General features: G+C 70.5%; 26 protein-coding genes. 4 read left to right on the plus strand and 22 right to left on the minus strand.

The annotated features are described in order from the left end of the window. Positions 1-62: 62 nt before the first annotated feature. The 3 genes from AKJ13_RS02705 to AKJ13_RS02715 all read left to right on the plus strand — a co-directional run bounded on the left by AKJ13_RS02705 (position 63) and on the right by AKJ13_RS02715 (position 2,258). Positions 63-266 (plus strand): CsbD family protein, encoded by a 204-nt coding sequence (locus tag AKJ13_RS02705; RefSeq protein WP_007567512.1) that lies wholly within the window; start codon positions 63-65, stop codon positions 264-266. 64 nt (positions 267-330) lie between these two features. Continuing rightward, complete coding sequence (locus AKJ13_RS02710; RefSeq protein ID WP_050731960.1) at positions 331-714, plus strand: CsbD family protein; 384 nt, start codon at positions 331-333, stop codon at positions 712-714. A gap of 134 nt (positions 715-848) precedes the next feature. Next, positions 849-2,258: a TAXI family TRAP transporter solute-binding subunit gene (locus AKJ13_RS02715; RefSeq protein ID WP_050731961.1), complete on the plus strand. Its 1,410-nt coding sequence runs from the start codon at positions 849-851 to the stop codon at positions 2,256-2,258. A gap of 10 nt (positions 2,259-2,268) precedes the next feature. Here AKJ13_RS02715 and AKJ13_RS02720 read toward each other — a convergent pair whose 3' ends face one another. From AKJ13_RS02720 to AKJ13_RS02825, 22 genes are all read right to left on the minus strand, one after another. After that, complete coding sequence (locus AKJ13_RS02720; protein ID WP_050731962.1) at positions 2,269-2,715, minus strand: hypothetical protein; 447 nt, start codon at positions 2,713-2,715, stop codon at positions 2,269-2,271. Positions 2,716-2,830: 115 nt separating this feature from the next. Beyond that, the gene (locus AKJ13_RS02725) at positions 2,831-3,052 is read right to left on the minus strand and encodes a hypothetical protein (RefSeq protein ID WP_007567504.1); all 222 of its coding nucleotides are present in this window, start codon (positions 3,050-3,052) and stop codon (positions 2,831-2,833) included. A gap of 103 nt (positions 3,053-3,155) precedes the next feature. Next, positions 3,156-3,377: a hypothetical protein gene (locus AKJ13_RS02730; RefSeq protein ID WP_050731963.1), complete on the minus strand. Its 222-nt coding sequence runs from the start codon at positions 3,375-3,377 to the stop codon at positions 3,156-3,158. A 159-nt stretch (positions 3,378-3,536) separates the two neighbouring features. Further along, on the minus strand, positions 3,537-4,544 hold the full coding sequence (locus tag AKJ13_RS02735; RefSeq protein ID WP_144426168.1) for an ATP-binding protein: 1,008 nt from the start codon (positions 4,542-4,544) through the stop codon (positions 3,537-3,539). A gap of 6 nt (positions 4,545-4,550) precedes the next feature. After that, a complete protein-coding gene (locus tag AKJ13_RS02740) occupies positions 4,551-5,144 on the minus strand; it encodes a SpoIIE family protein phosphatase (protein WP_064774600.1) in 594 nt (197 codons plus the stop codon). After that, positions 5,141-5,584 carry an anti-sigma regulatory factor gene (locus tag AKJ13_RS02745; protein ID WP_050731965.1) on the minus strand — a complete coding sequence of 148 codons (444 nt, stop codon included), beginning with the start codon at positions 5,582-5,584 and terminating at the stop codon, positions 5,141-5,143. Before AKJ13_RS02745 ends, AKJ13_RS02740 begins: the two co-directional genes overlap by 4 nt. Next, a complete protein-coding gene (locus tag AKJ13_RS02750) occupies positions 5,581-6,033 on the minus strand; it encodes an ATP-binding protein (protein WP_050731966.1) in 453 nt (150 codons plus the stop codon). Before AKJ13_RS02750 ends, AKJ13_RS02745 begins: the two co-directional genes overlap by 4 nt. Then, positions 6,011-6,400 carry an STAS domain-containing protein gene (locus tag AKJ13_RS02755; protein WP_007567495.1) on the minus strand — a complete coding sequence of 130 codons (390 nt, stop codon included), beginning with the start codon at positions 6,398-6,400 and terminating at the stop codon, positions 6,011-6,013. Before AKJ13_RS02755 ends, AKJ13_RS02750 begins: the two co-directional genes overlap by 23 nt. Beyond that, complete coding sequence (locus tag AKJ13_RS02760) at positions 6,400-7,251, minus strand: STAS domain-containing protein (protein ID WP_050731967.1); 852 nt, start codon at positions 7,249-7,251, stop codon at positions 6,400-6,402. The genes AKJ13_RS02755 and AKJ13_RS02760 overlap by 1 nt, the downstream gene beginning before the upstream one ends. An 8-nt stretch (positions 7,252-7,259) precedes the next feature. Further along, on the minus strand, positions 7,260-7,643 hold the full coding sequence (locus AKJ13_RS02765) for a response regulator (protein ID WP_050731968.1): 384 nt from the start codon (positions 7,641-7,643) through the stop codon (positions 7,260-7,262). Positions 7,644-7,738: 95 nt separating this feature from the next. Continuing rightward, the gene (locus tag AKJ13_RS02770) at positions 7,739-8,314 is read right to left on the minus strand and encodes a methyl-accepting chemotaxis protein (protein WP_082316836.1); all 576 of its coding nucleotides are present in this window, start codon (positions 8,312-8,314) and stop codon (positions 7,739-7,741) included. A 3-nt stretch (positions 8,315-8,317) separates the two neighbouring features. Beyond that, on the minus strand, positions 8,318-8,989 hold the full coding sequence (locus tag AKJ13_RS02775) for a hypothetical protein (protein ID WP_144426169.1): 672 nt from the start codon (positions 8,987-8,989) through the stop codon (positions 8,318-8,320). A 2-nt stretch (positions 8,990-8,991) separates the two neighbouring features. Next, positions 8,992-9,366 (minus strand): response regulator, encoded by a 375-nt coding sequence (locus AKJ13_RS02780; RefSeq protein WP_144426170.1) that lies wholly within the window; start codon positions 9,364-9,366, stop codon positions 8,992-8,994. Positions 9,367-9,375: 9 nt separating this feature from the next. Next, positions 9,376-10,170, minus strand: a complete 795-nt coding sequence (locus tag AKJ13_RS02785; protein ID WP_050731971.1) for a ParA family protein — start codon at positions 10,168-10,170, stop codon at positions 9,376-9,378. After that, positions 10,167-10,457, minus strand: a complete 291-nt coding sequence (locus AKJ13_RS02790) for a hypothetical protein (RefSeq protein WP_050731972.1) — start codon at positions 10,455-10,457, stop codon at positions 10,167-10,169. The genes AKJ13_RS02785 and AKJ13_RS02790 overlap by 4 nt, the downstream gene beginning before the upstream one ends. Further along, on the minus strand, positions 10,457-13,105 hold the full coding sequence (locus AKJ13_RS02795) for a chemotaxis protein CheA (protein ID WP_050731973.1): 2,649 nt from the start codon (positions 13,103-13,105) through the stop codon (positions 10,457-10,459). Before AKJ13_RS02795 ends, AKJ13_RS02790 begins: the two co-directional genes overlap by 1 nt. Further along, positions 13,102-13,479, minus strand: coding sequence for a response regulator (locus AKJ13_RS02800; protein ID WP_050731974.1), 378 nt, complete (start codon positions 13,477-13,479; stop codon positions 13,102-13,104). The genes AKJ13_RS02795 and AKJ13_RS02800 overlap by 4 nt, the downstream gene beginning before the upstream one ends. Positions 13,480-13,492: 13 nt before the next feature. Next, positions 13,493-14,362, minus strand: a complete 870-nt coding sequence (locus AKJ13_RS02805) for a protein-glutamate O-methyltransferase CheR (protein ID WP_050731975.1) — start codon at positions 14,360-14,362, stop codon at positions 13,493-13,495. Beyond that, on the minus strand, positions 14,362-14,982 hold the full coding sequence (locus tag AKJ13_RS02810; RefSeq protein WP_050731976.1) for a HEAT repeat domain-containing protein: 621 nt from the start codon (positions 14,980-14,982) through the stop codon (positions 14,362-14,364). Before AKJ13_RS02810 ends, AKJ13_RS02805 begins: the two co-directional genes overlap by 1 nt. Continuing rightward, positions 14,972-16,075, minus strand: a complete 1,104-nt coding sequence (gene cheB / locus AKJ13_RS02815; RefSeq protein WP_050731977.1) for a chemotaxis-specific protein-glutamate methyltransferase CheB — start codon at positions 16,073-16,075, stop codon at positions 14,972-14,974. The genes AKJ13_RS02810 and cheB overlap by 11 nt, the downstream gene beginning before the upstream one ends. Before the next feature lie 64 nt (positions 16,076-16,139). Beyond that, a complete protein-coding gene (locus tag AKJ13_RS02820) occupies positions 16,140-17,738 on the minus strand; it encodes a chemotaxis protein CheW (protein ID WP_050731978.1) in 1,599 nt (532 codons plus the stop codon). 31 nt (positions 17,739-17,769) lie between these two features. Continuing rightward, positions 17,770-19,701 (minus strand): methyl-accepting chemotaxis protein, encoded by a 1,932-nt coding sequence (locus AKJ13_RS02825; RefSeq protein ID WP_050731979.1) that lies wholly within the window; start codon positions 19,699-19,701, stop codon positions 17,770-17,772. Between the two features lie 683 nt (positions 19,702-20,384). On the opposite strand from AKJ13_RS02825, the gene AKJ13_RS02830 reads away from it, so the two are divergent. Continuing rightward, a complete protein-coding gene (locus tag AKJ13_RS02830; RefSeq protein WP_050731980.1) occupies positions 20,385-21,365 on the plus strand; it encodes a PAS domain-containing protein in 981 nt (326 codons plus the stop codon). Positions 21,366-21,428 lie beyond the last annotated feature (63 nt).

A 21,428-nucleotide genomic window follows, 5' to 3' on the forward strand; every position in this document is an offset into this window, starting at 1 on the left:
GGCGGGGACCCCTCTCGACCGGCACAAGCCGGCCATTCCGCAACCCCGAAGGAGATGTTTCGATGAGCAGCACCACCGACAAGATCAAGGGCCTGGCCAACGAGGCCGTGGGCAACGTCAAGCAGGCCGCCGGCAACGTGACCGGCAACGACAAGCTCGTGGCCGAGGGCAAGGCGCAGGAGCTCAAGGGCGAGGCGCAGAAGACTGTGGGCGACGTCAAGGACGGCGCCAAGAACCTGGCCGACAAGGTCACCGGCCGGAACTGAATCCGTTCGGCGGGGCCGGCAGGACCGGTCCCGCCCCGACCAACCCCACAGCCAGGAGAGCAGCATGAACCGCGACCAGATCCGGGGCGCGTCCCGCCACGTGAAGGGCCGGGCCCAGACCACCCTCGGCGGCCTCACCGGCGATCCGGGTCGGCAGGTCCGCGGCGCCGTGAACCAGGTGGCCGGCGGCGCGCAATACGTCTACGGGCGCGCCCGGGACCGCGCGGAGGATCTCGCCGAGGATGGCCGCCACCTGGCTCACGCCGCTTCCGAGCGCGCCGACCACCTGATCGACGACGGCCGCCGCTACGCCCGCGAGGCCCGCCGCCGGGGCGAGACCTACGGCCGTCAGGCGGTCCGCTACGCCGACACCAACCGCACCAGCACCCTGCTCGGCATCGCCGCCCTGGCCTTCGCGGCCGGCTGGCTCACCCGCCGCGGCCACTGATCACGCGCGTGACGCGGAGACGTGGATATCGGTTTTCCGAAACCATCCGGCGGTAAGATAGAACCGGCGCCCGACGATCGCCCGGCCTCCGCGAGGGACCGGGCGGGTTCCGGCGCGGGTGGAGGAGAGGGCCGATGAGGCGGTTCGGCAAGCTTCTCCTGCGTCCGGAGATCGTCTTCCTGATCCTCGCCATTGGGCTCGGGCTCGCCGCCGCCGGGGCCTACTGGGCCTCGCGCGCCACGGTGCTGACGGTGGCGGTCGCCCCGCGCGACGGCACCGAGCCGGCGGTGATCCAGGCCTATGCCGACGCCCTGGCGAAGCGGCACAAGGAGATCCGGCTCAAGATCCTGCCCTTCGACGACGTGCGCGACAGCGCCGAGGCGCTCCGCGACGGCCGGGCCGACCTCGCCGTGGTCCGCCCCGACGTGGCGCTGCCGGATAACGGCCTGACCCTCGCCATCCTGCGCGACCAGGCCATGATCATCGCCTCGCCCGAGGCCTCGGAGATCACCCGCTTCCCCGATCTCGACCGCAAGCGCCTCGCCATCCTGGCCCACCGGGACGCCGACGAGACGCTGATCCGGTCGATGCTGGCCCATTACGGCCTGACGCTCGCGAGCCAGGACAAGGGCGGCCCGCTACCGCCCCGGCAGGTCGCCCTCGTGGAGGTCGCCGAGGCCGACCTCACCGCCGCGCTGACCCGCAAGGAGGTCGATGCCGTGGTCTCGGTGATCGCGCCCACCGCCCCGACGGCGCAGCGCATCGTCGAGAGCGTCCAGGCGGCGAGCCGCAGCCGGAAGGTCGCCTTCGTCGATGTGGAGAATGCCGACGCCATCGTGGCCCGGATGCCGCGCCTCCAGATGGTGAGCATGCCGGCCGAGACCTTCGGGGGCAGCCCCAAGGTGCCGGAGGAGGACGTGCACACGGTGGGCGCCTCCTACCGGCTGATGGCGCGCGCCAGCCTGTCCCGCTCGGTGGCGGCGGACGTGACCCAGCACCTGTTCGAGCTGCGCAGCGGCATGGCGAACGTCACCGCCGCCGCCGACTACGTCCAGGCCCCGGCCTACGAGAGCACGTCCGGCGCCACCAGCGCCCGGCTGCCGATCCATCCCGGAGCGGTCGATTATTTCGAGCGCGAGCAGCAGAGTTTCGTCGAGCGCTACGAGACCTGGATCTATCTCGTCGCCTTCCTGGGCGGCGGCATCGGCTCGGCCTTCGCCTGGGTCGGGCAGCGCCTGTCCCGCCTGCGGCGCGAGCGGATCGAGGAGGCGACCGACCGGCTCCTGGCGATCCGGCAGGAGGCGCAGGATTCCCCCGATCCCGCCCGTCTCGTGACGCTCGCCCGCGAGATCGACGACCTCGCCGGCGACATCGCCCGGCACGCCCTGGAGCGCCCCACCGAGGGCCGGACCCTGTCGGCGGCGGCCATCGCCATCGACGCCGCCCGCTCCACGATCAAGCGCGCGATCGCGGTCGGCCGGCACGGCGACGACGCCCCGGCTCTGGCCGGCCAGACCGTCACGGCCGGGCCCGAGCTCTCCTGACCGGCGCCCCTCAGGGCGCCTTCCGGCGGGCCTGGGCGGCGGCCCATTCCCGGTCGCGCTCGGCCTGGGCGGCGCGCTGCTCGGCGGCGTAGGCCTCCTGCTCGGCCCGTTCGCGTTTCCGCTTGAGCTCGGCCGAGGCGGCGGCCCGCTTCTTCCAGGCCTCCGTCTCGGCCTTCTGGCGCCGCAGCTCCTCGACGGTGATCGGCTTCACCGGCTCCTTCGGCTGCGCCCAGGCGAAGGGCCGCCGCGGGGAGGGCGGCGGCCGGCGCGGCGGCTCCGGTTCCGCCGCAGAGAACCGCGGATTGCGCAGGGCCGCCGCGGCTTCGGCCAGCGACAGGCCGGCGCCGGCCGCGATGCGCTCGGCGGCGGCCCGCGCCGCTTCCCGCTCGCCCGCGGTGGCCCCCCGATTCGCCAGGGCGAGGCACTTCTCGAAGCGGTCGCGCTCGGCCGGCGTCATGGCGGGTTCCGGATCGGCAGATTCGGCGCGGTCTTAGAGCCTGCCGGGGGCTCTGTCCCGCCCCCGGCCGTCGCAGCGGTGCAATTCGGGCCGGCCGCAGTCCTCTTCCGTCCCGTCACCGGTTGTTCAGGAGCGACCGGGCCAGGAGGTGGAGGGTCGCGCCGAGGCCGAGCGCGCAGGTCGTGACCACCAGGACCTGAAGCCCGCTGATGCCGGGCCGCGGGCCGAAGCTGTAGGCCAGCAGCGAGCCGCAGGACCCGGCCGAGACGACGCCGGACGCGATGGTGTTGAGCCATGTGGCTGAGAGGCGGCGCCGTTCATCGTTGATGTCGCCCATGGCCGGCTCCCATCGCGGGCGAGGTCTGGTTTATTGTCATAGGAAAGGATTTATTACCAGAAGTTGCGGTCTCCTGCAAGGCCCGGTGCCGAACCGGGCGCCGTCAGTTCGCGCCGATGCAGCAGCGGGCGTAGCCCCGGGAGATCAGCCGGCCCTGCTTGGCAGCCCGCTGCTCGGCGTCGTCGAGATCGACCAGCGCGTCGGCGATTGCCGCCACCAGGGCGCTCCAGGCGTCGCCCCGGGCGGCCCGATGATAGGCCAGCGCGATCGCCTCCGCCTCCGTGAGCCGAATTTCCGCAGGCGGTTCGTGCGGGTGTGCGAGCATGGCCAATCCGTTCCGTTGAGAACATATGGCGAACAAAGCGCAGGAGCCGCCGCGGTTCAACCGTTCAGGCGCGGTCTAGCCCGATTCCGGTGGAGGGCTGTTGATCGATTCCCGAAAGCGTAATCCCGGCGCGGGCTTACCGCGCCCGCCCGGATCGCGTCAGCCGGCGTGGACCGGCAGCAGCAGGGTGACGGTGGTGCCGCGCCCGGGCTCCGAGGTCAGCTGCAGGTCGCCCGACCAGCCGACCACGATGCTGCGGACGATGGCGAGCCCCAGGCCGGTGCCCTGGCCGGTCGCCTTGGTGGTGAAATACGGGTCGAGGGCGCGGGCCGCGACGGCGGCGGACATCCCCTGGCCGTCATCGATCACTTGAAGGCGCATCCGCGGCCACGCCCCGCCGGCTGCCCGATCGCCGTCGATCCGGTCGACCTCGACCCGCATCCGCGTCGCCCCGGCCTGCACGGCGTTCTGGAGCAGGTTCAGCAGGATCTGGGTCAGCTCGCCCTGCAGGGCCAGGACCTCGGTGTCCCGGTCCCGGATCGCAACCGCGAACGGCTCGCGCAGCATCGGCCGGATGAAGGTGCAGGCGGTCGCGACCGCGGCCCCGAAGGCCAGGCTCTGGGGCGCGATCGTCTCGCGCCGGACATAGCCCAGGATGCCCTGGATGACGCCGACCGCCTGGATCGCGCAGGCCTCCACGGTTTCGAGGTCGGCCCGCTCGGGCGATCGCCCCTCGGCGAGATCGGCCAGCATGATCTCGGTCATGCCGCGCACGGGCTGGAGCAGGTTGTTGAGCTCGTGCGCCACCGAGCCGACGAACTGGCCCAGCGTCTCCAGGCGCTGGCGGTCCCGCTCGGTCCGGTCACGCTCCTGCTGCCGATGCTGCTCGAGCAGGTCGATCTTGGTCCGGTAGGCCACCGCCGCCGAGACCATCAGGGCGCTCAGGCAGGCCGACATGCGCCGGATGATCTCCGGCCGGTTGATCGGCACGCCCCGGTCCGACAGGGCCAGCGCCGCGCCCTCATGCAGCCCGGCGATCTCGTCGAGGGAGATGTCGTCGGTGATCGCCAGGCGGCCGAGTTCCTCGATGTCGAGGAGCGGCGCCTCGTCCGCGGTGGCGACGTAGCGCGCCATGCCGTCGGTGTAGCGCAGCAAGAGGTTTCGCATGCGGCCTCACGCCCGGAAGGCGACGCACAGGACGCCGCAATCGTCGCTCTGGCGTCCGTGGCTGGCCATCAGGTCCGCGGCGAGCCGCTCGGGATCGGCGCGCGCCGCGTCTGGCTCCAGGTCCACCGGCCGGAGCCCGTCGGTCCACAGGACCAGGATGTCGGCGGCGGTGAATGGGACGACCAGGGGCTTGAGCGGGCGCAGGCCCGCCCCGACGATCCCCGGCATGCCGTCGAACCGCAGGGTCCGGGCGGCGAACAGCGCGCCCTGGATGTTGCCGACGGCGGCCGCGGTGATGGTCCTGGCGGCGGGATCGATGCGCACCAGGGCCGCCGCGGCGCCGCGGGTGTGGCGCATGGCCCGGTCGGCGGTGGCGAGCCGCTGGGCCGGCTCGAGTCCCACCTGGCCCTCGACCAAAGCGAGCAGGCTCCGGGCGGCGTGATGGGCGTCCGGCCCGTGCCCGAGGCCGTCGACGATGCAGGCGAAGGTCGCGTCCCCTTCCTGCCACCAGGCCACCAGGTCGCCGCAGGCGGTCTCGCCGGGATAGACCCGTGTGGCCGCGGCGATCCGGGGGATCGGGATCACCGGATCCGGGCTCACGGCCGCCGCACCAGGCAGACGATGCGGGTCCCTTCCCCGACCCGGGTGGTGATCGTGAAGCTATCGACCAGGCGGCGCGTCCCCGGGAGGCCGCAGCCCAGGCCGCCGCGGGTCGAGAAGCCGTCCTCCATGGCGAGGGCGAGATCGGGGATCCCCGGGCCGTCATCCTCGGCGACGAGCTCGATCACGGACGCGTCGGGCGTATCCTGCGCGGTCAGGCGGATCAGCCCGCCGCGCGTGGTGTGGAGGACGAGGTTCATGGCGAGTTCGGAGACCGCCGTGGCCAGGCCGTGCGCCCGCACGGTGCTGAAGCCGTGGCGCAGGGCGAGCCGGCGCGCCTCCTGGCGCACCTCGGCGGCGTCGATCTCGCTCATGACCCGCAGCGCCACGATGTCCGGCCCCGGGATGGCCGGTTCCGGGAAGCCCGGCGACCGGCTCATCGCCGCCTCGTCATGCCGGCCCGGACCAGGGTGTGGCCCGGACAGGTCTCGATCGTCAGGTCGTCCATCAGCTTGTGCACGGCGGCCAGGCCGAGGCCGAGGCCGCCCCCGGTCGAGTATCCGCGCGTCAGCGCGCCGGCGACGTTGGCGATCCCCGGCCCGCTATCCTCGACCTCGATCACGATGCTCCGCTCCAGGGCCGTCAGCCGGGTCAGCACCCGGCACGCGCCGCCGCCGGCATAGATCAGGGCGTTGCGGGTGAGTTCGGAGACCACGGTGGCCAGGCGGGTCTGATCGACGGTGCCGAAGCCGATCGCCGCGGCGGCGCCGCGGCTGGCTTGGCGTGCCCGCAGGATGTCGTCCTGAGCCCGGATGTCCACGACGGCCCGGGTCTCGTCGCCCGGGGGCGGCTCCGGTTCGGAGCGATCAGGCGGTCGGAACTTCGTCATGGCGACCTCCGCGGGAAGCCACCATCCGCCCGACCTTGGCCACCCCGCCTTCGAGATCGAAGGCGGTCTCCATGTCGATCATGTCCCGGCCCATCTCCACGAGCGTCAGGGCCACGGCCGGCTGCATGCCGGCCAGGACCGCGACGCCCCCCATGATCTTCACCATCTTGGCCGTCTCCGAGAGGATCCGGGCCATGTACGAATCCACGACGTCGGCCGCCGTGATGTCGATCACGAGACCGTCGGCCTTGCCGGCCTGGATCAGCGCCAGAGCGTCGATCTGGAGATCCATCACCTGCTGGTCCGTCAGGTCAGCCGGCAGGGAGGTGAGGAGGACGCGGCCGAGCCGCAGGATGGGAACGCGCATCAGAGCATCGTCTCGTGCGCGCCCTTGGCATGCGGGCCGAGAAGCCGGAAGGCCTCGGCCAGACCTGCCCGCAGCGTCCCCCGGGTGATCATATTGGACAGATCCACGTCGAGCTTCACGAGGGTCTGGGCCGCGTCCGGGCTGATGCCGGTCACGATCACCTGGGAGCCGAGCAGGCGCGCGGCCTCGACGGTCTTGGTCAGGTGCAGGGCGACGCGGCTGTCGATCAGCGGCACGCCGGTCACGTCGAGGATCGCGATCCGCGCCTCCTCCCGGGAGAGCGCCTCCAGCAGCCATTCCATCACCTGACGGGCGCGCTGCGTGTCGATGATCCCGACGAGCGGCATCAGGATGATGTTGCGCCAGATCGGAAGGGCCGGGGTCGCCAGGTCCAGCAGCGCCCGGCCCTGGCGCTTGATGATCTCCTCGCGGGTCTCGACGAAGGCCGCGAAGGTGATGAGGGCGAGCCGGTCCACCACCGCGTCGAGGGCGGTGCGCATCCTGTAGAGCTCGGTGGCCTTGGCGCTGGTCTCGCGATCCAGCATCTCGCCCGCGATCGTCTTCAGCGACAGGATCAGCGTGGCGGTCTCCATCGGCGTCAGCCCGTCGCGGACGCAGGCGGCGCTGATCGTGGCGGCCTGCTCCTCCACGGCCTTGAAGGCGGGCCCGGCGCCGGCGCCGTCGTCCAGGAGGAAATAGGCCGTGAGCTTCTCGACCAGGGTGCCCAGCTCGAGCTTGAGCAGCTGGAGCGAGCCCGGCTGCGCCCCCGGCGCGGTGTCTCGCAGCTTGGCGAGCCACGCGTCGAGGACGCCCGCCCGGTTCTGTTGGAGGATCTGTCCGACGCCATGCATATGTTCGATCACTCCTTGGCGTCCGATGGGGCGAGGGCGGAGATGGCGGCCAGGAGTTCCTGCATGCCGACCGGTTTCATGAGCACGCGGTCGGCCCCGACGCGCGCGGCCTCCTCCATCGAGAAGAGCTGCGGTGCCCGCGGGGCGCCCCCGGTGATCGCGATGATCGGCAGGCCGGGCTTGTGCGCCTTGACCCAGCCGATCAGCGTCAGCCCGTCCCGCCCGGGCATCCAGAGGTCGGTGACGAGGATGTCGAACGGGCGGCTGCCCAACAGGGCCTCCGCCTCGGCGGCGGACCCGCATTCCTCGACCCTGTGCTGGCCCCGCTCGAGAAACCGCCGGACCGTCATCCGCACGACGGCCACGTCATCCGTCAGTAGGATCGATGCCATCGATCAATCCTCCTGTCATGAATGCTGAAAGGGTGCATCACAAGCCTGACCTTCAGGGTAGATGCATCTCGTAGAATGCAATGTTTCAAAACCAACTAAAATAATTCGATATCCTTATTTTGTTTTTCTGTGCTTCTTGGGGGTGACGGTCCCTCGGAAAGTGCAATTTCTGCAAATGATCTAGCGTCGGGCCAAGATTTCGTCAATGGATTCGACAGATCCAGTGCGCGAAGATGCGTGCGGGCGGCGGCGAAAATACTCTCGAGATGCTGCAGGCGCTGGCGCGTGACGTCCTGAAACTGAATCGATCCGATGAGCCGGACGATCGGCTGGGCGATGCGGGCGCTCTCTTCCTGGACCTTCACCAGCGTGTCGCGCTGGTGGGCGACCAGGCGCTCCATGTTCTCCGTCAGGCTGGCGATCGCCGAGGCGATCTTCATCAGCTCCCCGCGCTCGCTCTCGACCCGGTCGGTCACCAGGCTGGCGAAATTCTCGCGGATGGAGACGCGCAGGCTGGCGAGATCCTGAGCGATGCGGGTCGCGGTCCCCGCGGAGGCGCTCGAGAGCTCCTTGACCTCCCGCGCCACCACGGCGAAGCCCGCGCCGGCCTTCTCGGCCCGGGCCGCCTCGATCGTCGCGTTCAGAGCGAGCAGGTTGGTCTGGCGGGCGATGGCCTACACGCCGTCGGTCGCCCGGGTGAGCTGGGCGGTGGCGACGTCGAGCTCGTCGAGGCGCTGCCGGCAGGTCACCACGTCCTCGTCGCGGCGGACCAGGAAGTCGCCGATCAGCTGGCGATTCTCGGTGAGCTGCCGGTCGGTCTGGTCGACGATCTCGACCACCCGGGTGTTGGAGCCGGACAGGTCCAGGAAGGCGAGCAGCTCGCTCATGGCACCGTCGACCTCCCGCAGGCTGGTCATGATGTCGTAGGCGGCGGCCTCGGTCTCCGTGGTGACCGAGGCCGTGTCGGTGGTGGCGCGCTCGAACAGGCGGTCGTAGACCGCGAGATGGTCGGCCAGGGTGGCCTGGATCTCGGCCGGAATCTCGGCCGGGACCGCCGCCCGTCCCGTCGCCTCCTGCGCGCCGGGATCGTCCTGTTGCGATTCCGCTTGCGGCGCCTCCGCGGGCGCCCGGTGCGCCGGCGCCTCCCGGCTCGGCGACGAGCGGCTCAGCACCGCCGAGACCCAGCTCGCCCCCCAGCTCGCCGCGAAGCCGAGGGCCGCCAGGGCGGCGACGCCCGGCACGGGCCCGAACGCCACCGTGCCGGCGGCGGCGAGCATCACGGCCGACAGCCCGGCGCAGAGCGGTCCGGACCATCGGAGCGCGAGGGGGGGAGGGGCCCAGGCCACGATCAGGCTCCGGGGACCAGCTGGCGGATCACCTTGAGCAGGGCATCCGGGTCCACCGGCTTGACGATCCAGCCCGTGGCACCCGCCGATTTCGCCTCGTTGCGCTTGTCCTGCTGGGACTCGGTGGTCAGCATCAGGATCGGGATGAATTGCAGGCCCGAGAGCTTGCGCACCCGGCGGATCAGCTCGATGCCGTTCATCGCCCCCATGTTGAGGTCGGTGATCAGCAGGTTGGGCTTGGTGCCGCCCTGCAGCGTCGTGACGGCTTCCTCGCCGCTCGCCGCCTTGACGACGCCGAGGCCGGCCTTGCTCAGGATGCCCTCGATGCTCATCAGCATGGTCGGGGAATCGTCGACAATCATGATCGTCGTGGCCAAGAGTGTCTCCTAGGACGGTGCGTGGGATGCGGGGGCCGTGTCGGCCTGCCAGACGGCGGTGAGCTCGTCGGTCAGCAGGGCGTAATCGGCGGCGCCGCGGCTGGAGGGCGCGTAGTCCCGGATGGGTTTACGGGCGGCGAACGCCTCCGCGAGGCGGATGTCGGTCCGGATGCCGGTGAGCACGCGCTCGATCCCGAATTCCCGGGCGATGTCCTGCATCGTCTCGCGGTGGTGGTTGGTATGCACGTTGAGCATCACCGGCAGCAGGCCGACCACCTTCAGGCCGCTGTTGATCGTGGTGGCGATGCGGAAGAACAGCCGGGCCAACTGGCGCACGCCCTCGGCCGACAAAGCGTGGGGGATCATCGGGACCAGGACACCATCGGCGGCGGCCAGCGCATTGACCAGGATCATGTCCAGCGAGGGCGGCGTGTCGACGATCACGAGGTCGAACCGCGCCGCGATCTCCGGGCCGCGCAGGCCGCGCTGCAGGGCCGAGACACTGCGGTCCACGACCGTCATCCCGTCGAACAGCTGGTCGGCGGGGGCGACCGAGACGCCCGCGAAGGCGGTGGGCCGGATCGCCGCCTGCAGGTCGAAATCCGGGCTCGTGAAGATGTGGTGGGCGGTCGGCGCGTCGCGCTCCGGCACGATGCCGAAGCCGAGACCGGCATGCCCCTGAGTGTCCAGGTCGACCAGCAGCGTGCGCCGGCCGCGGGCGCCGCACTCGGCCGCCAGGTTGACCGAAGTCGTGGACTTGCCGCTGCCGCCCTTCCGGTTCGAGATGGCCAGGATCGTGGTCAAGCGGCCGCTCCGGAGGCCGGTGGGGCGGAACGCTGCGGCGCGGCCTGCCGGAACGCCTCGAGGAACGGCATGACGAGCCCGGCCAGCGCCGGGTCGGCGGGCGGCGCGAGGGTGGCCGGCCGCGCGGCGGCCAGGACCTGGAGGATGGCGGTGTGCAGCCCCTGGCACTTGGTCAGCACGACCTTGTGGGCGCCCGGCTTGCGCAGGGCCTCCAGCAGCGGCAGGGCCTCCTCGACGCTGCAATGCCCTTCGAGGTGGATGGTCTTTCGGGCGATCCGGATGGCCATCACAGCAGCTCCCTGAGATCGAGCACTAGGAGGACCCGGCCGTCCCCCAGGAGGGTCGTGCCGGCATAGCCGCCGATGCCCGCAAGCACGCCTTCCAGAGGCTTCAGGATCACGTCCATCCCCTCCCGGAAGTTGTCGATGATCAGCCCGACCCGTCGGCCGTTGACGTGGCAGACCAGCACGGCGGCGTCGGCCTCGCCCCGGGGCTGCTCGGGCAGGTGCAGCAGGCGCGACAGCCGCAGCAGCGGGATGATCGTCTCGCGCAGCACGAAGGTCTCGGCCTTCTTGATCATGCGGATGCGCTCGCGGGGCACCCGCACGGTCTCGACGATCATGTCCATGGGCACGCCGTAGAGGCTGCCGGCGGTCTCCACGATCATGATCCGGGTGACCGCCATGCTGAGCGGTAGGGCCAGGCGCGTCGTCGTCCCCTCGCCGAGGCGGGAGCTCACCGAGACCTGGCCCCCGAGCTTCTCCACGGTGGTCAGCACCACATCCATCCCGACCCCGCGGCCGGACAGGTCCGAGACCTCCAGGGCCGTCGAGAAGCCCGGGCGGTAGATCAGGTTGATCGCCTCCTGGTCGGAGAGGCGGTCCGCCTCCTCCTGGCCGACCACGCCCTTGGCGACCGCGGCCGCGCGGATCCGGGCCGGATCGATGCCGCGGCCGTTGTCCTGGACCTCGATGACGACGCTGTCGGCCTCCTGGCGGGCCTTCAGGAGGAGGCGCGCGGTGGCGGGCTTGCCGGCCGCCCGGCGCTCCTCCGGCGCCTCGATCCCGTGATCGAGGGAGTTGCGGACGATGTGCAGCAGCGGGTCGCCCAGGGCCTCGATGATGGTCTTGTCCGCGGCCGTATCCTCGCCCTCGAGGACGAGGTCGATCCGCTTGCCGAGCTTGCGCGCGAGGTCGCGCACCAGCCGGGGGAACCGGTCGAAGATCTCGGCCACCGGCAGCATGCGGACCTGCATGATCGCGCCCTGCATCTCCTGGGCGAGCCGGTCGATGACCGCGTATTGCTCCTTGATCTCGCGGGACATCTCGCGCGAGGCATAGGTCTCTTCCGCGCGCTTGGCGAGGAACGGCAGGGCGTTCTTGGAGACGACCAACTCGCCGATCAGGTTCATCAGCAGGTCGATCTTCGCCTGATCGACCTTCAGGGACTTGGCGGCCAGGCGCCCTTCCGGCTCCTTGCCCGCGACCGGAACCGACGCGGCGTCCTCGGAAAAGCCCTGCGGCAGCGCCTCGGCCGGCGCCGGCGCGGCCCCCACCCGCTGGAGCGGCGCGCCGTCCAGCACGGCGGACAGGGCGCTGAGCACCGGCGCGACCGAGCGGGTCTCCCGGGCCTCGTCCAGCGCCGCCTGGATCGCCGCCCGCTCGGCGTCGCGGCCGAGGCTGAGAAGGACGTTGCCCATCACGGTGCCGACCGAGGCGAGGCGCTCCGCGTCGTAGCCCATGCGCTCCAGCGCCCGGTGCTGGCTGGTGAGGACGGTGCGGGCGACGTCCTCCCGGGGGTCGGCGGCCTGCGAAGCCAGCTGCTGCGCCGGGGCCTCGCCGGCGGGACGCGGGCCGGCCGGGGCCGGATCGAACCGGCCGGTCCCGGCGGCCGCCACCAAAGCCGCCACGAGATCCCGATCGGGCTCGCCCGCCGAGAGGGCGACCTCCAGCCAGTCCAGCGCCTGGCGGCGCCAGAGCGTCGGCCCGGCGACGCTGCGCAGGGCCGCCACGGCCTTGCGCAGATCGTCGTGGCGCCCGGCATCGAGGAACGCCGAGGCCGCCGCGCGGAAATCGTCCCAGATCGGCCCGTCGCTGGCCGCGCCTTCGATGCGCACGAGGTCCCGGGCTCGCACGGGGGCGATGGTGACCCGGTCGAGCTCGTAGCGCATCGCCTGCTCGATCTCGGGCCGGGGCGCGGTGCTCAGCAGGGCGAAGTGCAGGTTGCACTGGTAGGGGTCGAGATCCTCCAGCGGCCCCCAGGGCTGGTCGGGTGCGATGTCGAGGGCGAGCGCGCCGGGGACCTGCTGGATCGCCTGCAGGGGATCGGTGCCGTTGAAGAAGCAGCCCGGCTCCGGCGCGTAGCGGACGAGGTGGACGGTCTCGCCGCGGCAGGCGCGCCGGAACGCGTCCAGGCAGGCCGGGGCGGGAAGCCGCGCCAGGAGCGCGGGCGGCAGCGTCGCGGTGTCGTCACCCGGCGCCGGATCCGTGCCGGGCTGCGCGGCCGCCTGCGGCGCGTCTGCCGGCTCCCCGCCGGGGGCGTCGTCCGGCGTGCGCAGCCGCTGGCGCAGGAGCGTGGACATCCGGTGCGCGACCGCGTCCGCATCCGTCGGCAGGACCGCGCGCCGCTCCAGCTCGTCGATCCACTGGCCGACCTGGTCGAGGCTGTCGAGCAGCATGTCGACCAGGGCGGAGTCGATCTGGAGCGCGTCGGACCGGACCTCCCCGAGGAGATCCTCGGCGGCGTGGACCAGCCGGGTCAGGGCCAGCGCGTCGAACAGGCCGGACGAGCCCTTGATCGTGTGGACCGCCCGGAACACCTCGTTGATCGCGGTCCCGTCCGTCGGGTTGCGCTCCAGCTTCAGCAGGCCGCTCGCGGAGACCTGCAGCAACTCGCGCGCCTCCGGGATGAACCGGGCCAGCAGGGGGTTGGTCATGCCTGCGCACCCGTCAGCAGGCGCGCGGTCTCGACCAGCAGCACGGGGTCGGCCGGCTTGACGATGTAGAAGTTGGCCCCGACCGCGTAGGCCCGGCTCGCATCCGCGTCCTTGGCCTCGGTGCTGATCGTGACCACGGGGATCGCCTGGAGCGACGGCTCGCGGCGGATGCGCGTCACCAGCTCGTAGCCGTCCATCTTGGGCATGTTGATGTCGACGATCATCAGGTCGAAGCCGCCGAGCAGTGCCTTCTCCAGGCCCTCGACCCCGTTGGCGGCCTCCTCGACGACGAACCCGGCCCGGCCGAGCACGTCCTGATAGAACAACCGCATCGTGATGCCGTCTTCGACGACGAGTATTCGTTTGCCGGACATGCCCGCCTCAATCCTAATCGATCGGTCTTTGGTAGACGATCGTGTCGCCGAACTTGCGCGGCAGGAACATCGACGACATGCGGCTCATGCTCTCGGAATGACCCAGGCAGATGAAGCCGCCCGGGGTCAGGCATTCGTAGAGCGCTTCGACCGCGGCGCGTCGGGACGTATCATCGAAATAGATCAACAGGTTGCGGCAGAAGATCACGTCCATCGCGCGGTAGCGATGCATGTGGATCGGGTCCGACAGGTTGGCGATCGAGAAATCGATGGAGCTGCGCAGCTCCTCGTGGATCTCGAACTGGTCCTCGCCGACTGATCGGAAATACTTCTTGCGCAGCTCCGGTGACAGCCGTTGCAAGGAGCGGTTGCTGTAGATCCCCTTGCGGGCATCGGCGAGCACCCGGGAATCGATGTCCGACCCGGTGATCTCGATGTCGAACTCGTCCGCCCGGGACCAGTTTTCGAGGATCTGGATCGCGATCGAGTACGGCTCCTCGCCGGTCGAGCACGGCATCGACCAGATCCGCAGCGTCCCGCCGGGCCGGCGCGTCCGGGTGATCTCCGGCAGGATGCCCCGCACCAGGGCGTCGAACTGGTAATCCTCGCGGAAGAAGTAGGTCTCGTTGACCGTCATCAGGTTGACGAGATGCTGCAGCTCCTCGCCCGAGGCCTGGAAGCGCAGCAGGGTGAAATACGACTTGAAGCTGTCGCTCCCGGTCTTGGCGATCCGCTCCAGGAGACGCTTCTCGACGAAATACTCCTTCTTGCCGCTGAACGAGATGCCCGTGCGGCGGTAGAAGTATTCGTAGAACTTCTCGTATTCCTCCTCGGTCACCAGGATCGCCGGGGCGGTCTGGCCGAGGGAACGGGGCGGCTGCATCACGCCCCCCCGATCCGGCGGATCGCCGCGCCGGCCGCGAAGCGGATGAACGGCACTTCGGGGAAGCGCGCGGCCAGGGCCTGGAGCGGTGCGATCGCGCGCTCGTTGCCGATTTCGGCCAGGCCGTCGACCGCCGCGGCGCAGACGTTGATGTGCGCCTCGCGCGCCACGACCTCGGCCAGCCAGTCCGGCGCCTTCGGGTGCGGCAGCAGGCTCAGCATGTTCACCGCCAGGATGCGGACGTCGCTGTCGGGATCGGCCAGCAGGTCGGCGACATGCGGCTCGACCTCCATGGGCATCTCCTGAAGCGCCTCGATCGCGGCGTTGCGCAGGGCGCTGTCCTCGCTGCGCAGCAGCGGCAGCAGGCCCTCCACCACGGCAGGCGACTTGAGGCGGATCAGCGTCGTCAGGATCACGGCCCGGACGCTGGCGGCCGGCTCGCGCGCGAGATGCGCGCAGAGCAGCGGCCCGGCCTCCGGGAACGCGCCGAGCTCCCGGGCGGCCCGGCGGCGCTCGCTGGCCCCCGGGGCGGCGAGCGCGGCCTTGAGCCCAGCGAGATCCGCGTGCGGCGGCGCCTCGGGCTCGGTCTTCGGCGGAGCGGTCGGCTTCTTAAGTCCCACGGCGGCGTCCCCCGGCTAGAGCCCCGGCCTCCGGGGCACCGAGCCATTCGATGAGCTGCTCTGCGATCGCATCGCTCGGCAGGACCACGCTGGCCCCGCCGCGCTTGATCAGTTCCTGCGGCATCCCGAAGACGACGCTCGTCTCCTCGTCCTGCGCGATGGTCAGGCCGCCGCCGGCGCGCAGCCGGGCCATGGCCTCGGCGCCGTCGTCGCCCATGCCGGTGAGCTGCAGGGCGATCAGCCGGTTGGCCGGGAGCAGGGCGAGCGCGCTCTCGACCATGCGGGCGACGCTCGGATGCCAGATATGCGTGTCGCTCTGCGGGAGCGGCGTCGCGGAATAGCCGATGCCGCGGCGGGTCACGACGAGGTCGGCATCCCCCTTGGCGATGTAGACCGTGCCGGGCTCGACCGGCATCTGCCGAGCGACCTCCACCACCGAGACCGCGCAGAGGTCGTTCAGCCGCCGGGCGAAGACCCCGGTGAAGCTGCTCGGCATGTGCTGGGCGACCAGGATCGGCCAGGGGAAGTCCGCCGGCAGGCGCGGCAGGATGTCCTCCAGCACCCCGGGGCCACCCGTTGACACGCCGACCAGCACCAGCCCGGGGCGACCGCCCGTGAAGGAGACCCTGGCCGACGGCGGCAGGGCGGGACGGCGGCGCTGTGCGGCCAGGCGCCCGCGCAGGCCGGTGCTGCGGCGGACCCGGGTGGTCGCGGCGCTGCGGACCTTCAGCAGCAGCTCGCGGTGGATCCGGTCGATCGACAGGGAGATCGTGCCGCCGGGCTTCTGGACGAAATCGACCGCCCCGAGGCTCAGCGCCTGCAGGGTCGTCTCGGCGCCTTCCTCGGTCAGCGACGAGACCATCACCACCGGCCGCGGATCCTCGCTCATGATCCGCGACAGGCAGGTGATCCCGTCCATCTCCGGCATGTTGACGTCGAGGGTGATCACGTGCGGATCGAAGCTCTGGAGCGCCTCCAGGACCTCGACGCCGTTGCGGGCCGTCTGGACCGTGAAGCCGCCCACCGCTTCGAGGAGCTGCGTGAGGTGCCTGCGCATCAAGGCGGAATCATCGGCCACGAGGGCGCGGATCATGCGGGATCTCGCCAGGGTTGCGGGGTGACGGGGCGCAGGTCCGGGCCGGGGCTCGGACGCAGGCTCAATGGGCCGTGAGCCGGACGGCGGCGGCTTCCTGCGTGTCGAGGAGCTGCATCGTGTCGAGCAGCAGCACCATGCGCTTCTGGCTCTCCAGGTTGGCGACCCGGCGGATCAGGCGCTGCTGCGCGTCTGAGAGGTTGGGCGCGTCGCCGATCGCCTTGGCCGAGATCTGCATCACCTCGGAGACCGAGTCGACGATGAAGCCGGTCCGGACGCCGCGGACGGTGAAGACCATGATCCGCTGCCGGTCGTTGCGCTCCGCCTCGGCGAGGTTGAAGCGGCGGCGCTGATCGACCACCGGCAGGACGACGCCGCGCAGGTTGATCACCCCCTCCACGAAGGACGGCGCCTTGGGGATGCGGGTCAGCTCGTCCGGGACGCGGACGATCTCCTGCACCGCCTCGATCGGAACGCCGTATTCCTCGCCCATCAGCCGGAACACGACGAACTGCTCCTCGTCGGCGGCGTCGTGGCGCTCGTCCCCGTCCTGTCGTCCCTCGGCCCGCATGCCCTCGTCCTCCGTGACGGCCAGCTTGCGCAGCGCGCTGGTGTCGAACATCTTCTCGACCGACAGGACGGAGACGAGGCGCCGCCCCTCCTGCAGCCGGCAGATCGCCTGGATCTCGTCCATGCCGCCGTCCTGTGACAGCAGCGCCGGCATCGGCTCGACGAGGGTGCGGCTGACCCGCAGCACCTCCTTGACGCTGTCCATCACGACGCCGACCGACAGGGTCCCACCCTCGCCGAGCGACACCACCACGACCTTGTTGGTCTCAGTGAATGCCTTGGCCTCGAGGCCGAACATCTCGCGCAGCGACACGAGCGGCAGCAGGCGGTTGCGCAGGGTGATCACCCCGAGCACGTGGGGCGGTGCGTTCGGGACGTGGGTGAGGCGCTCGGGCAGCTGCACGATCTCCTGCACCCGCTCGATCGGGAAGGCGTATTCCTGCCCCGCCACCTCGAAGCTCACGAGCTGGTCCTCGTCGGCCTCGATCTCGGCCCGGTCGGCTGAATCCGCGTCGGCGGCCTGGACCTGGCCGGCGGCCCGGCGGACCTTCGCGGCGATCTGGCTGAACTCGCGGCTCACCAGCTGGGCCGCGTCCAAGATCATCACCATCGAATGGCCGTCGTCGCCCTTGATCATCCCGGTCAGGAGCGCGGTGTCGACGCTGCCCTCGATCGCCGAGGTCGGCTCGATCCGGTCGGGATCGACGGTGACGACATTGGCCATCCGGTCGACCACCAGGCCGATCGGATTGCCCTGGTCGAGCACCACGACCCGGGTGGCGTCGTCGTCCAGCACCGGCGGGAAGGCGAACACGTCCCGCAGGTTCAGCACCGGCAGGACCGTGCCCCGCAGGTTGGCAAGCCCCAGCAGCGAGGCGGGGCTGAACGGCACCCGCACCACCTCGGGGATCCGGATGATCTCCTGCACGTCGGCCAGCGCGACGGCGAACATCTCCGTCTCGACGTGGAAGATCACGAACTGACGGGCCTCGCTGCGGTCGTCCGCGTGGTCTGGCCGTGCGGCGGCCTCCGCCGGATCGGGCGTGAACCCGGGATCCAGCGCCTGCACCGCCTGAGCTGCTGCGTCTGCCATGGTCGGTCTCTCGCTCCCCGGGCGGTTCGGCTCAGGCGGCCTGGAGCTCGTCGGCGAGCGAGGCGATCTCCTCGATCGCGGCGGCGAGCTGCTCGGCGCCCTTGCCCTGCTCGCTGGCGGCGATCCCGGCCTCGGCGGAGGTGCGGGCCGCCTGCTGGGCCGCGGCGGCGACCTGCTCGATCGCGGTCTGGACCTCACGGACCATGCGGACGATGCCGTCGGCGCCGGTCAGGATCTCCCGGTTGCCGGACAGCACCTCGGCCATGTCCTTGGCCACGGCGTCAAGGTTGCGCGAGATCGCGCTGCTCTTCTCGACCTCGGTGGCGGCGCTCTCGGCGATCTCCTGGAGATCGCCGCGCACGAACACGATCGTGTCCTGGATGGTCTTGACCGTGTCCTTGATCCGCTCGGCGTTCTCGGCGGAATCCCGGGCGAGGTTGCGGATGTCGGTCGAGACCACCGCGAACCCCTTGCCGAACTCGCCGGCGCGGGCCGCCTCGACCGAGCCGTTGACCGCCAGCATGTTGGTCTGGATCGAGACCGTGGTGATCGCGTCCACGATCTTGTCGATGCGCCGGCTGACCTGCTCCAGGGACGCGATCTGATCGCGGCTGACGCGGCCAGCCTCCACCGATTGCTCGAGGCCCACGATCATCCCGTCGACCAGGCCCTTGTTCTCGACCAGCAAGTCCGAGATCCCCTGTGCCTTCTCCACGGCGATGCCGGCGAGGGTCTGGGACACCTGCGCCCAGCGCTCGATCTGCGCGATCGCCGCCGAGGATTGCTGGGTCGCGGCCGATTGCTGCTGCGCGCCCTTGGTGATCTCGTCGAGGGCGATCGTGACCTGCGCGGCGGCGCGGTTGATCTCCTCGACGGCGCTGGACAGCTCCTCGGCCGCGGAGGCGACCTCCTCGGCGCTCTTGCCGATATTGGTGCTGTTCTTCAGCTCCTCGGCGAGGCCGGACAGCTCCTGGGCGGCGTCCTCGCTCTGCGACAGCGCGGTGGTCTGCTGCTCGACCATCTTGCCGGCCTCCTGACAGGCCGCGCTCTGCTCCTCGGCCGCCGCCGCAATGATCTCGGCGCCCTTCTGCGCCTCGGTAGCGGCGGTGGCCGATTCGTCGGCCGCGCGGGCCAGGTCGCCGCAGCCCGCGATGATCTCGGCCATGTCGGCGCGCACCCGGTCGAGCTGGGTGGTCACCGTCCGGCCCTTCTCGACCTCGGCCCGGGCCGAGACCGCGGACTGGCTGATCCCGTCGGCCGCGACCTTCACGTCGGCCTGGATCTGGGCCACGAGCGCCTGGATGTCGCGGGCGGATTTTTCGCTGGTCTCGGCCAGGGTTCGCACCTCGTCGGCGACCACCGCGAAGCCCTTGCCGTGCTGGCCGGCCCGGGCCGCCTCGATGGCGGCGTTCAGCGCCAGCAGGTTGGTCTGGTCGGCGATCCGGGCGACGGCCTTCACGATCTCGCCGATGGCGCTCGCCTGCCGGTCGAGCTCCTCGACCAGCTTCACCGAGGCTTCCTGGCGCTCGGAGGCCTTGGCGATGGCTGCCACCGAGGCAGCGATCTGCGCCGCGGTCTCGCCGATCAGCCCGGACAGGGCCTCGGTCTTGCGCAGGGAGGTTCCGGCATTCTCCTTGGCGGCCTGGATCAGGATCCCGCCCTGGTTCACCGCCTTCATGGTCTCCTGGGCGGCGCCCGCGGCCTCCTCGGCGCCGACGCCGATCTGCTCGGAGGCCTTGCGCAGCTCCTCGGCCGCGGCCGAAGCCTCGGCGATCCCGCTGGACAGCTCGGCGGTGGCCGAGGCGATCCGCTCGGCGGCCTTCTGCTGGCGCGCGAAGGTCCGGGCCTTGCGCTTCTCCGCCTCGGCGACGAGGTGCGACCGACCCGCGGACGCCGAAACGCGCTCCCTCGGGACGGCCGGGGCCGGGATGGAGTGGATGGCGGATTTCTTCGCGAGAGCCATGTGTCGACGCCTTCAGTCGGGGGCAGAGGATGTCCCGCCGCTCGGGAGAGGCGGGTGTGTTGGTATTCAGGTGAGCCGTTGATCGAAGATCTTGTTTTCGATCCTGTCAGAGATGTTATTGCATTGATTACTATAGAAAACCGCCACGCGTCACGTCATATGAATATAATATGACAGACATAAACTAATGAGATCATAATCTTTATACGAAAGCGGCCGAGCCACGAGTTTTTTTCTGAGTGAAATCTGCTCAGCACAGGCGCAAAACGTTTCTGTTCGACTGAACTTGATCAGAATCGGTTCACTTTGCCGGACTGCCCGTTCGGGATCTTGGCGATGGCCTGGACGAAATGCAAAACTTTAAGTAGACGGCGCGCCATGCAGGCCTGGGTGGCGTCGGCCAGGCCGCGTGCCGGCTTCGGGGGATGGGGCGCCCGGCGCCATGTCGGCACCGCAGCGAAGCACTGCTTAGCTTGACCTAGCGAAGGCGGCCGCCGCTGCGTTACAAGATCCGGGGACGGAATACTGTCCGATGGAAAACACTGCGGATTGAATATAGATCTTTATAAGGCCGGCTCCGATCATTATGTGCTCAGTTTGAGTTCGTTTAGATGAAACATAATCAAATTTCAGCGTTCGATAACGATAATATCATAGAGGGAATTCCTCTTTCGTCTTATCAGATGCTGAAGCTGGTCGAGGAGCGGGGCGGGGTCGGCTTCTGGTCGTTCGATATCGCGACCCGCCGCCTCTGGGGGTCCCAGGGCTTTCACCGGGTGAGCGGGCTTCCGCTCGCGGACGATCTGCGCAGCCTGTTCCGCCGGCTGATCCATCCCGACGACCAAGCCGAGCAAGCGGACCTCTGGGACCTGATCCAGCTCGGCCATGCGGTCGATCGGGAATTCCGGATCATCCGGCCCGACCACACGGTCCGCTGGGTCGCCCTGAAGACCGACGTCGTACTCGGACCCGATGCGCGGCCCGCGCGCACGGACGGCGTCCTGCTCGACACCACGGCGCCGCACGAGGCCCGGGAGATCACGGCCTGGATGCAGGGCCGCCAGACCGGCGTCCTGCGGGCGGTCACCGCCGCGACCTGGTCGGCCCATCCCGCCGGGGAGATCGAGATGGCGGCCGGCTGGGAGCAGCTGACCGGGCAGAGCGCCGCCGAGATGGCGGGGCTCGGTTGGCTCCACGCGCTTCATCCCGACGACCGCCGGTCCGCCCTGGCCGCCTGGCAGGCGGCCCGAACCACCGGCACGCCCTACCACGCGGAATATCGCATCCGCGGCGCGGACGGGACGTATCGCCGGTTCAGCAGTCGGGGCGCGGCGCAGGCCGAGCCCGACGGATCCGTGCGCGAATGGTTCGGCCTCGTGCTCGCGGTCCCGGAGGACGCGCGCGACGCGGTGCCGGATGCCGCGCTCGGGCCGCTGATCCGCGGCGCCCGGGCGGTCATCGGCTGGTCGATCCAGGGCCTCGCGGCGGCCTCGGGGGTCTCGGGCTCCAGCGTCCGCCGGATGGAGGAGTTCGGCGAGAGCCCGCGTCCGCGGATCCGGCAGGCGGTGCGGCAGACCTTCGAGAGCGCCGGGATCCGGTTCTCCGCGATCGGCGCCGACCGGATCGCCATCGAGATCGACCTCCGGCGCTTCCCGCGGAGCTAGCGCGTCACTGGGGATACCGGCTCGGCGATCCGCGTGGACCGTTCGTTAAGGCCGGCGCTGCAT

It is taken from the genome of Methylobacterium sp. ARG-1 (assembly GCF_001262595.1).
In the GTDB taxonomy this organism is placed as follows: domain Bacteria; phylum Pseudomonadota; class Alphaproteobacteria; order Rhizobiales; family Beijerinckiaceae; genus Methylobacterium; species Methylobacterium brachiatum.

Coding starts and splice junctions, on each gene's coding strand:
- AKJ13_RS02705 (WP_007567512.1), top strand. CDS start 63: ATGAGCAGCACCACCGACAAGATCAAGGGCCTGGCCAACGAGGCCGTG.
- AKJ13_RS02795 (WP_050731973.1), bottom strand. CDS start 13,105: ATGACCAACCCCCTGCTGGCCCGGTTCATCCCGGAGGCGCGCGAGTTG.
- AKJ13_RS02760 (WP_050731967.1), bottom strand. CDS start 7,251: ATGCATGGCGTCGGACAGATCCTCCAACAGAACCGGGCGGGCGTCCTC.
- AKJ13_RS02805 (WP_050731975.1), bottom strand. CDS start 14,362: ATGCAGCCGCCCCGTTCCCTCGGCCAGACCGCCCCGGCGATCCTGGTG.
- AKJ13_RS02790 (WP_050731972.1), bottom strand. CDS start 10,457: ATGGCCATCCGGATCGCCCGAAAGACCATCCACCTCGAAGGGCATTGC.
- AKJ13_RS02750 (WP_050731966.1), bottom strand. CDS start 6,033: ATGACGAAGTTCCGACCGCCTGATCGCTCCGAACCGGAGCCGCCCCCG.
- AKJ13_RS02745 (WP_050731965.1), bottom strand. CDS start 5,584: ATGAGCCGGTCGCCGGGCTTCCCGGAACCGGCCATCCCGGGGCCGGAC.
- AKJ13_RS02710 (WP_050731960.1), top strand. CDS start 331: ATGAACCGCGACCAGATCCGGGGCGCGTCCCGCCACGTGAAGGGCCGG.
- AKJ13_RS02725 (WP_007567504.1), bottom strand. CDS start 3,052: ATGGGCGACATCAACGATGAACGGCGCCGCCTCTCAGCCACATGGCTC.
- AKJ13_RS02720 (WP_050731962.1), bottom strand. CDS start 2,715: ATGACGCCGGCCGAGCGCGACCGCTTCGAGAAGTGCCTCGCCCTGGCG.
- AKJ13_RS02730 (WP_050731963.1), bottom strand. CDS start 3,377: ATGCTCGCACACCCGCACGAACCGCCTGCGGAAATTCGGCTCACGGAG.
- AKJ13_RS02800 (WP_050731974.1), bottom strand. CDS start 13,479: ATGTCCGGCAAACGAATACTCGTCGTCGAAGACGGCATCACGATGCGG.
- AKJ13_RS02715 (WP_050731961.1), top strand. CDS start 849: ATGAGGCGGTTCGGCAAGCTTCTCCTGCGTCCGGAGATCGTCTTCCTG.
- AKJ13_RS02825 (WP_050731979.1), bottom strand. CDS start 19,701: ATGGCTCTCGCGAAGAAATCCGCCATCCACTCCATCCCGGCCCCGGCC.
- AKJ13_RS02820 (WP_050731978.1), bottom strand. CDS start 17,738: ATGGCAGACGCAGCAGCTCAGGCGGTGCAGGCGCTGGATCCCGGGTTC.
- AKJ13_RS02830 (WP_050731980.1), top strand. CDS start 20,385: ATGCTGAAGCTGGTCGAGGAGCGGGGCGGGGTCGGCTTCTGGTCGTTC.
- AKJ13_RS02765 (WP_050731968.1), bottom strand. CDS start 7,643: ATGGCATCGATCCTACTGACGGATGACGTGGCCGTCGTGCGGATGACG.
- AKJ13_RS02755 (WP_007567495.1), bottom strand. CDS start 6,400: ATGCGCGTTCCCATCCTGCGGCTCGGCCGCGTCCTCCTCACCTCCCTG.
- cheB (WP_050731977.1), bottom strand. CDS start 16,075: ATGATCCGCGCCCTCGTGGCCGATGATTCCGCCTTGATGCGCAGGCAC.
- AKJ13_RS02735 (WP_144426168.1), bottom strand. CDS start 4,544: ATGCGAAACCTCTTGCTGCGCTACACCGACGGCATGGCGCGCTACGTC.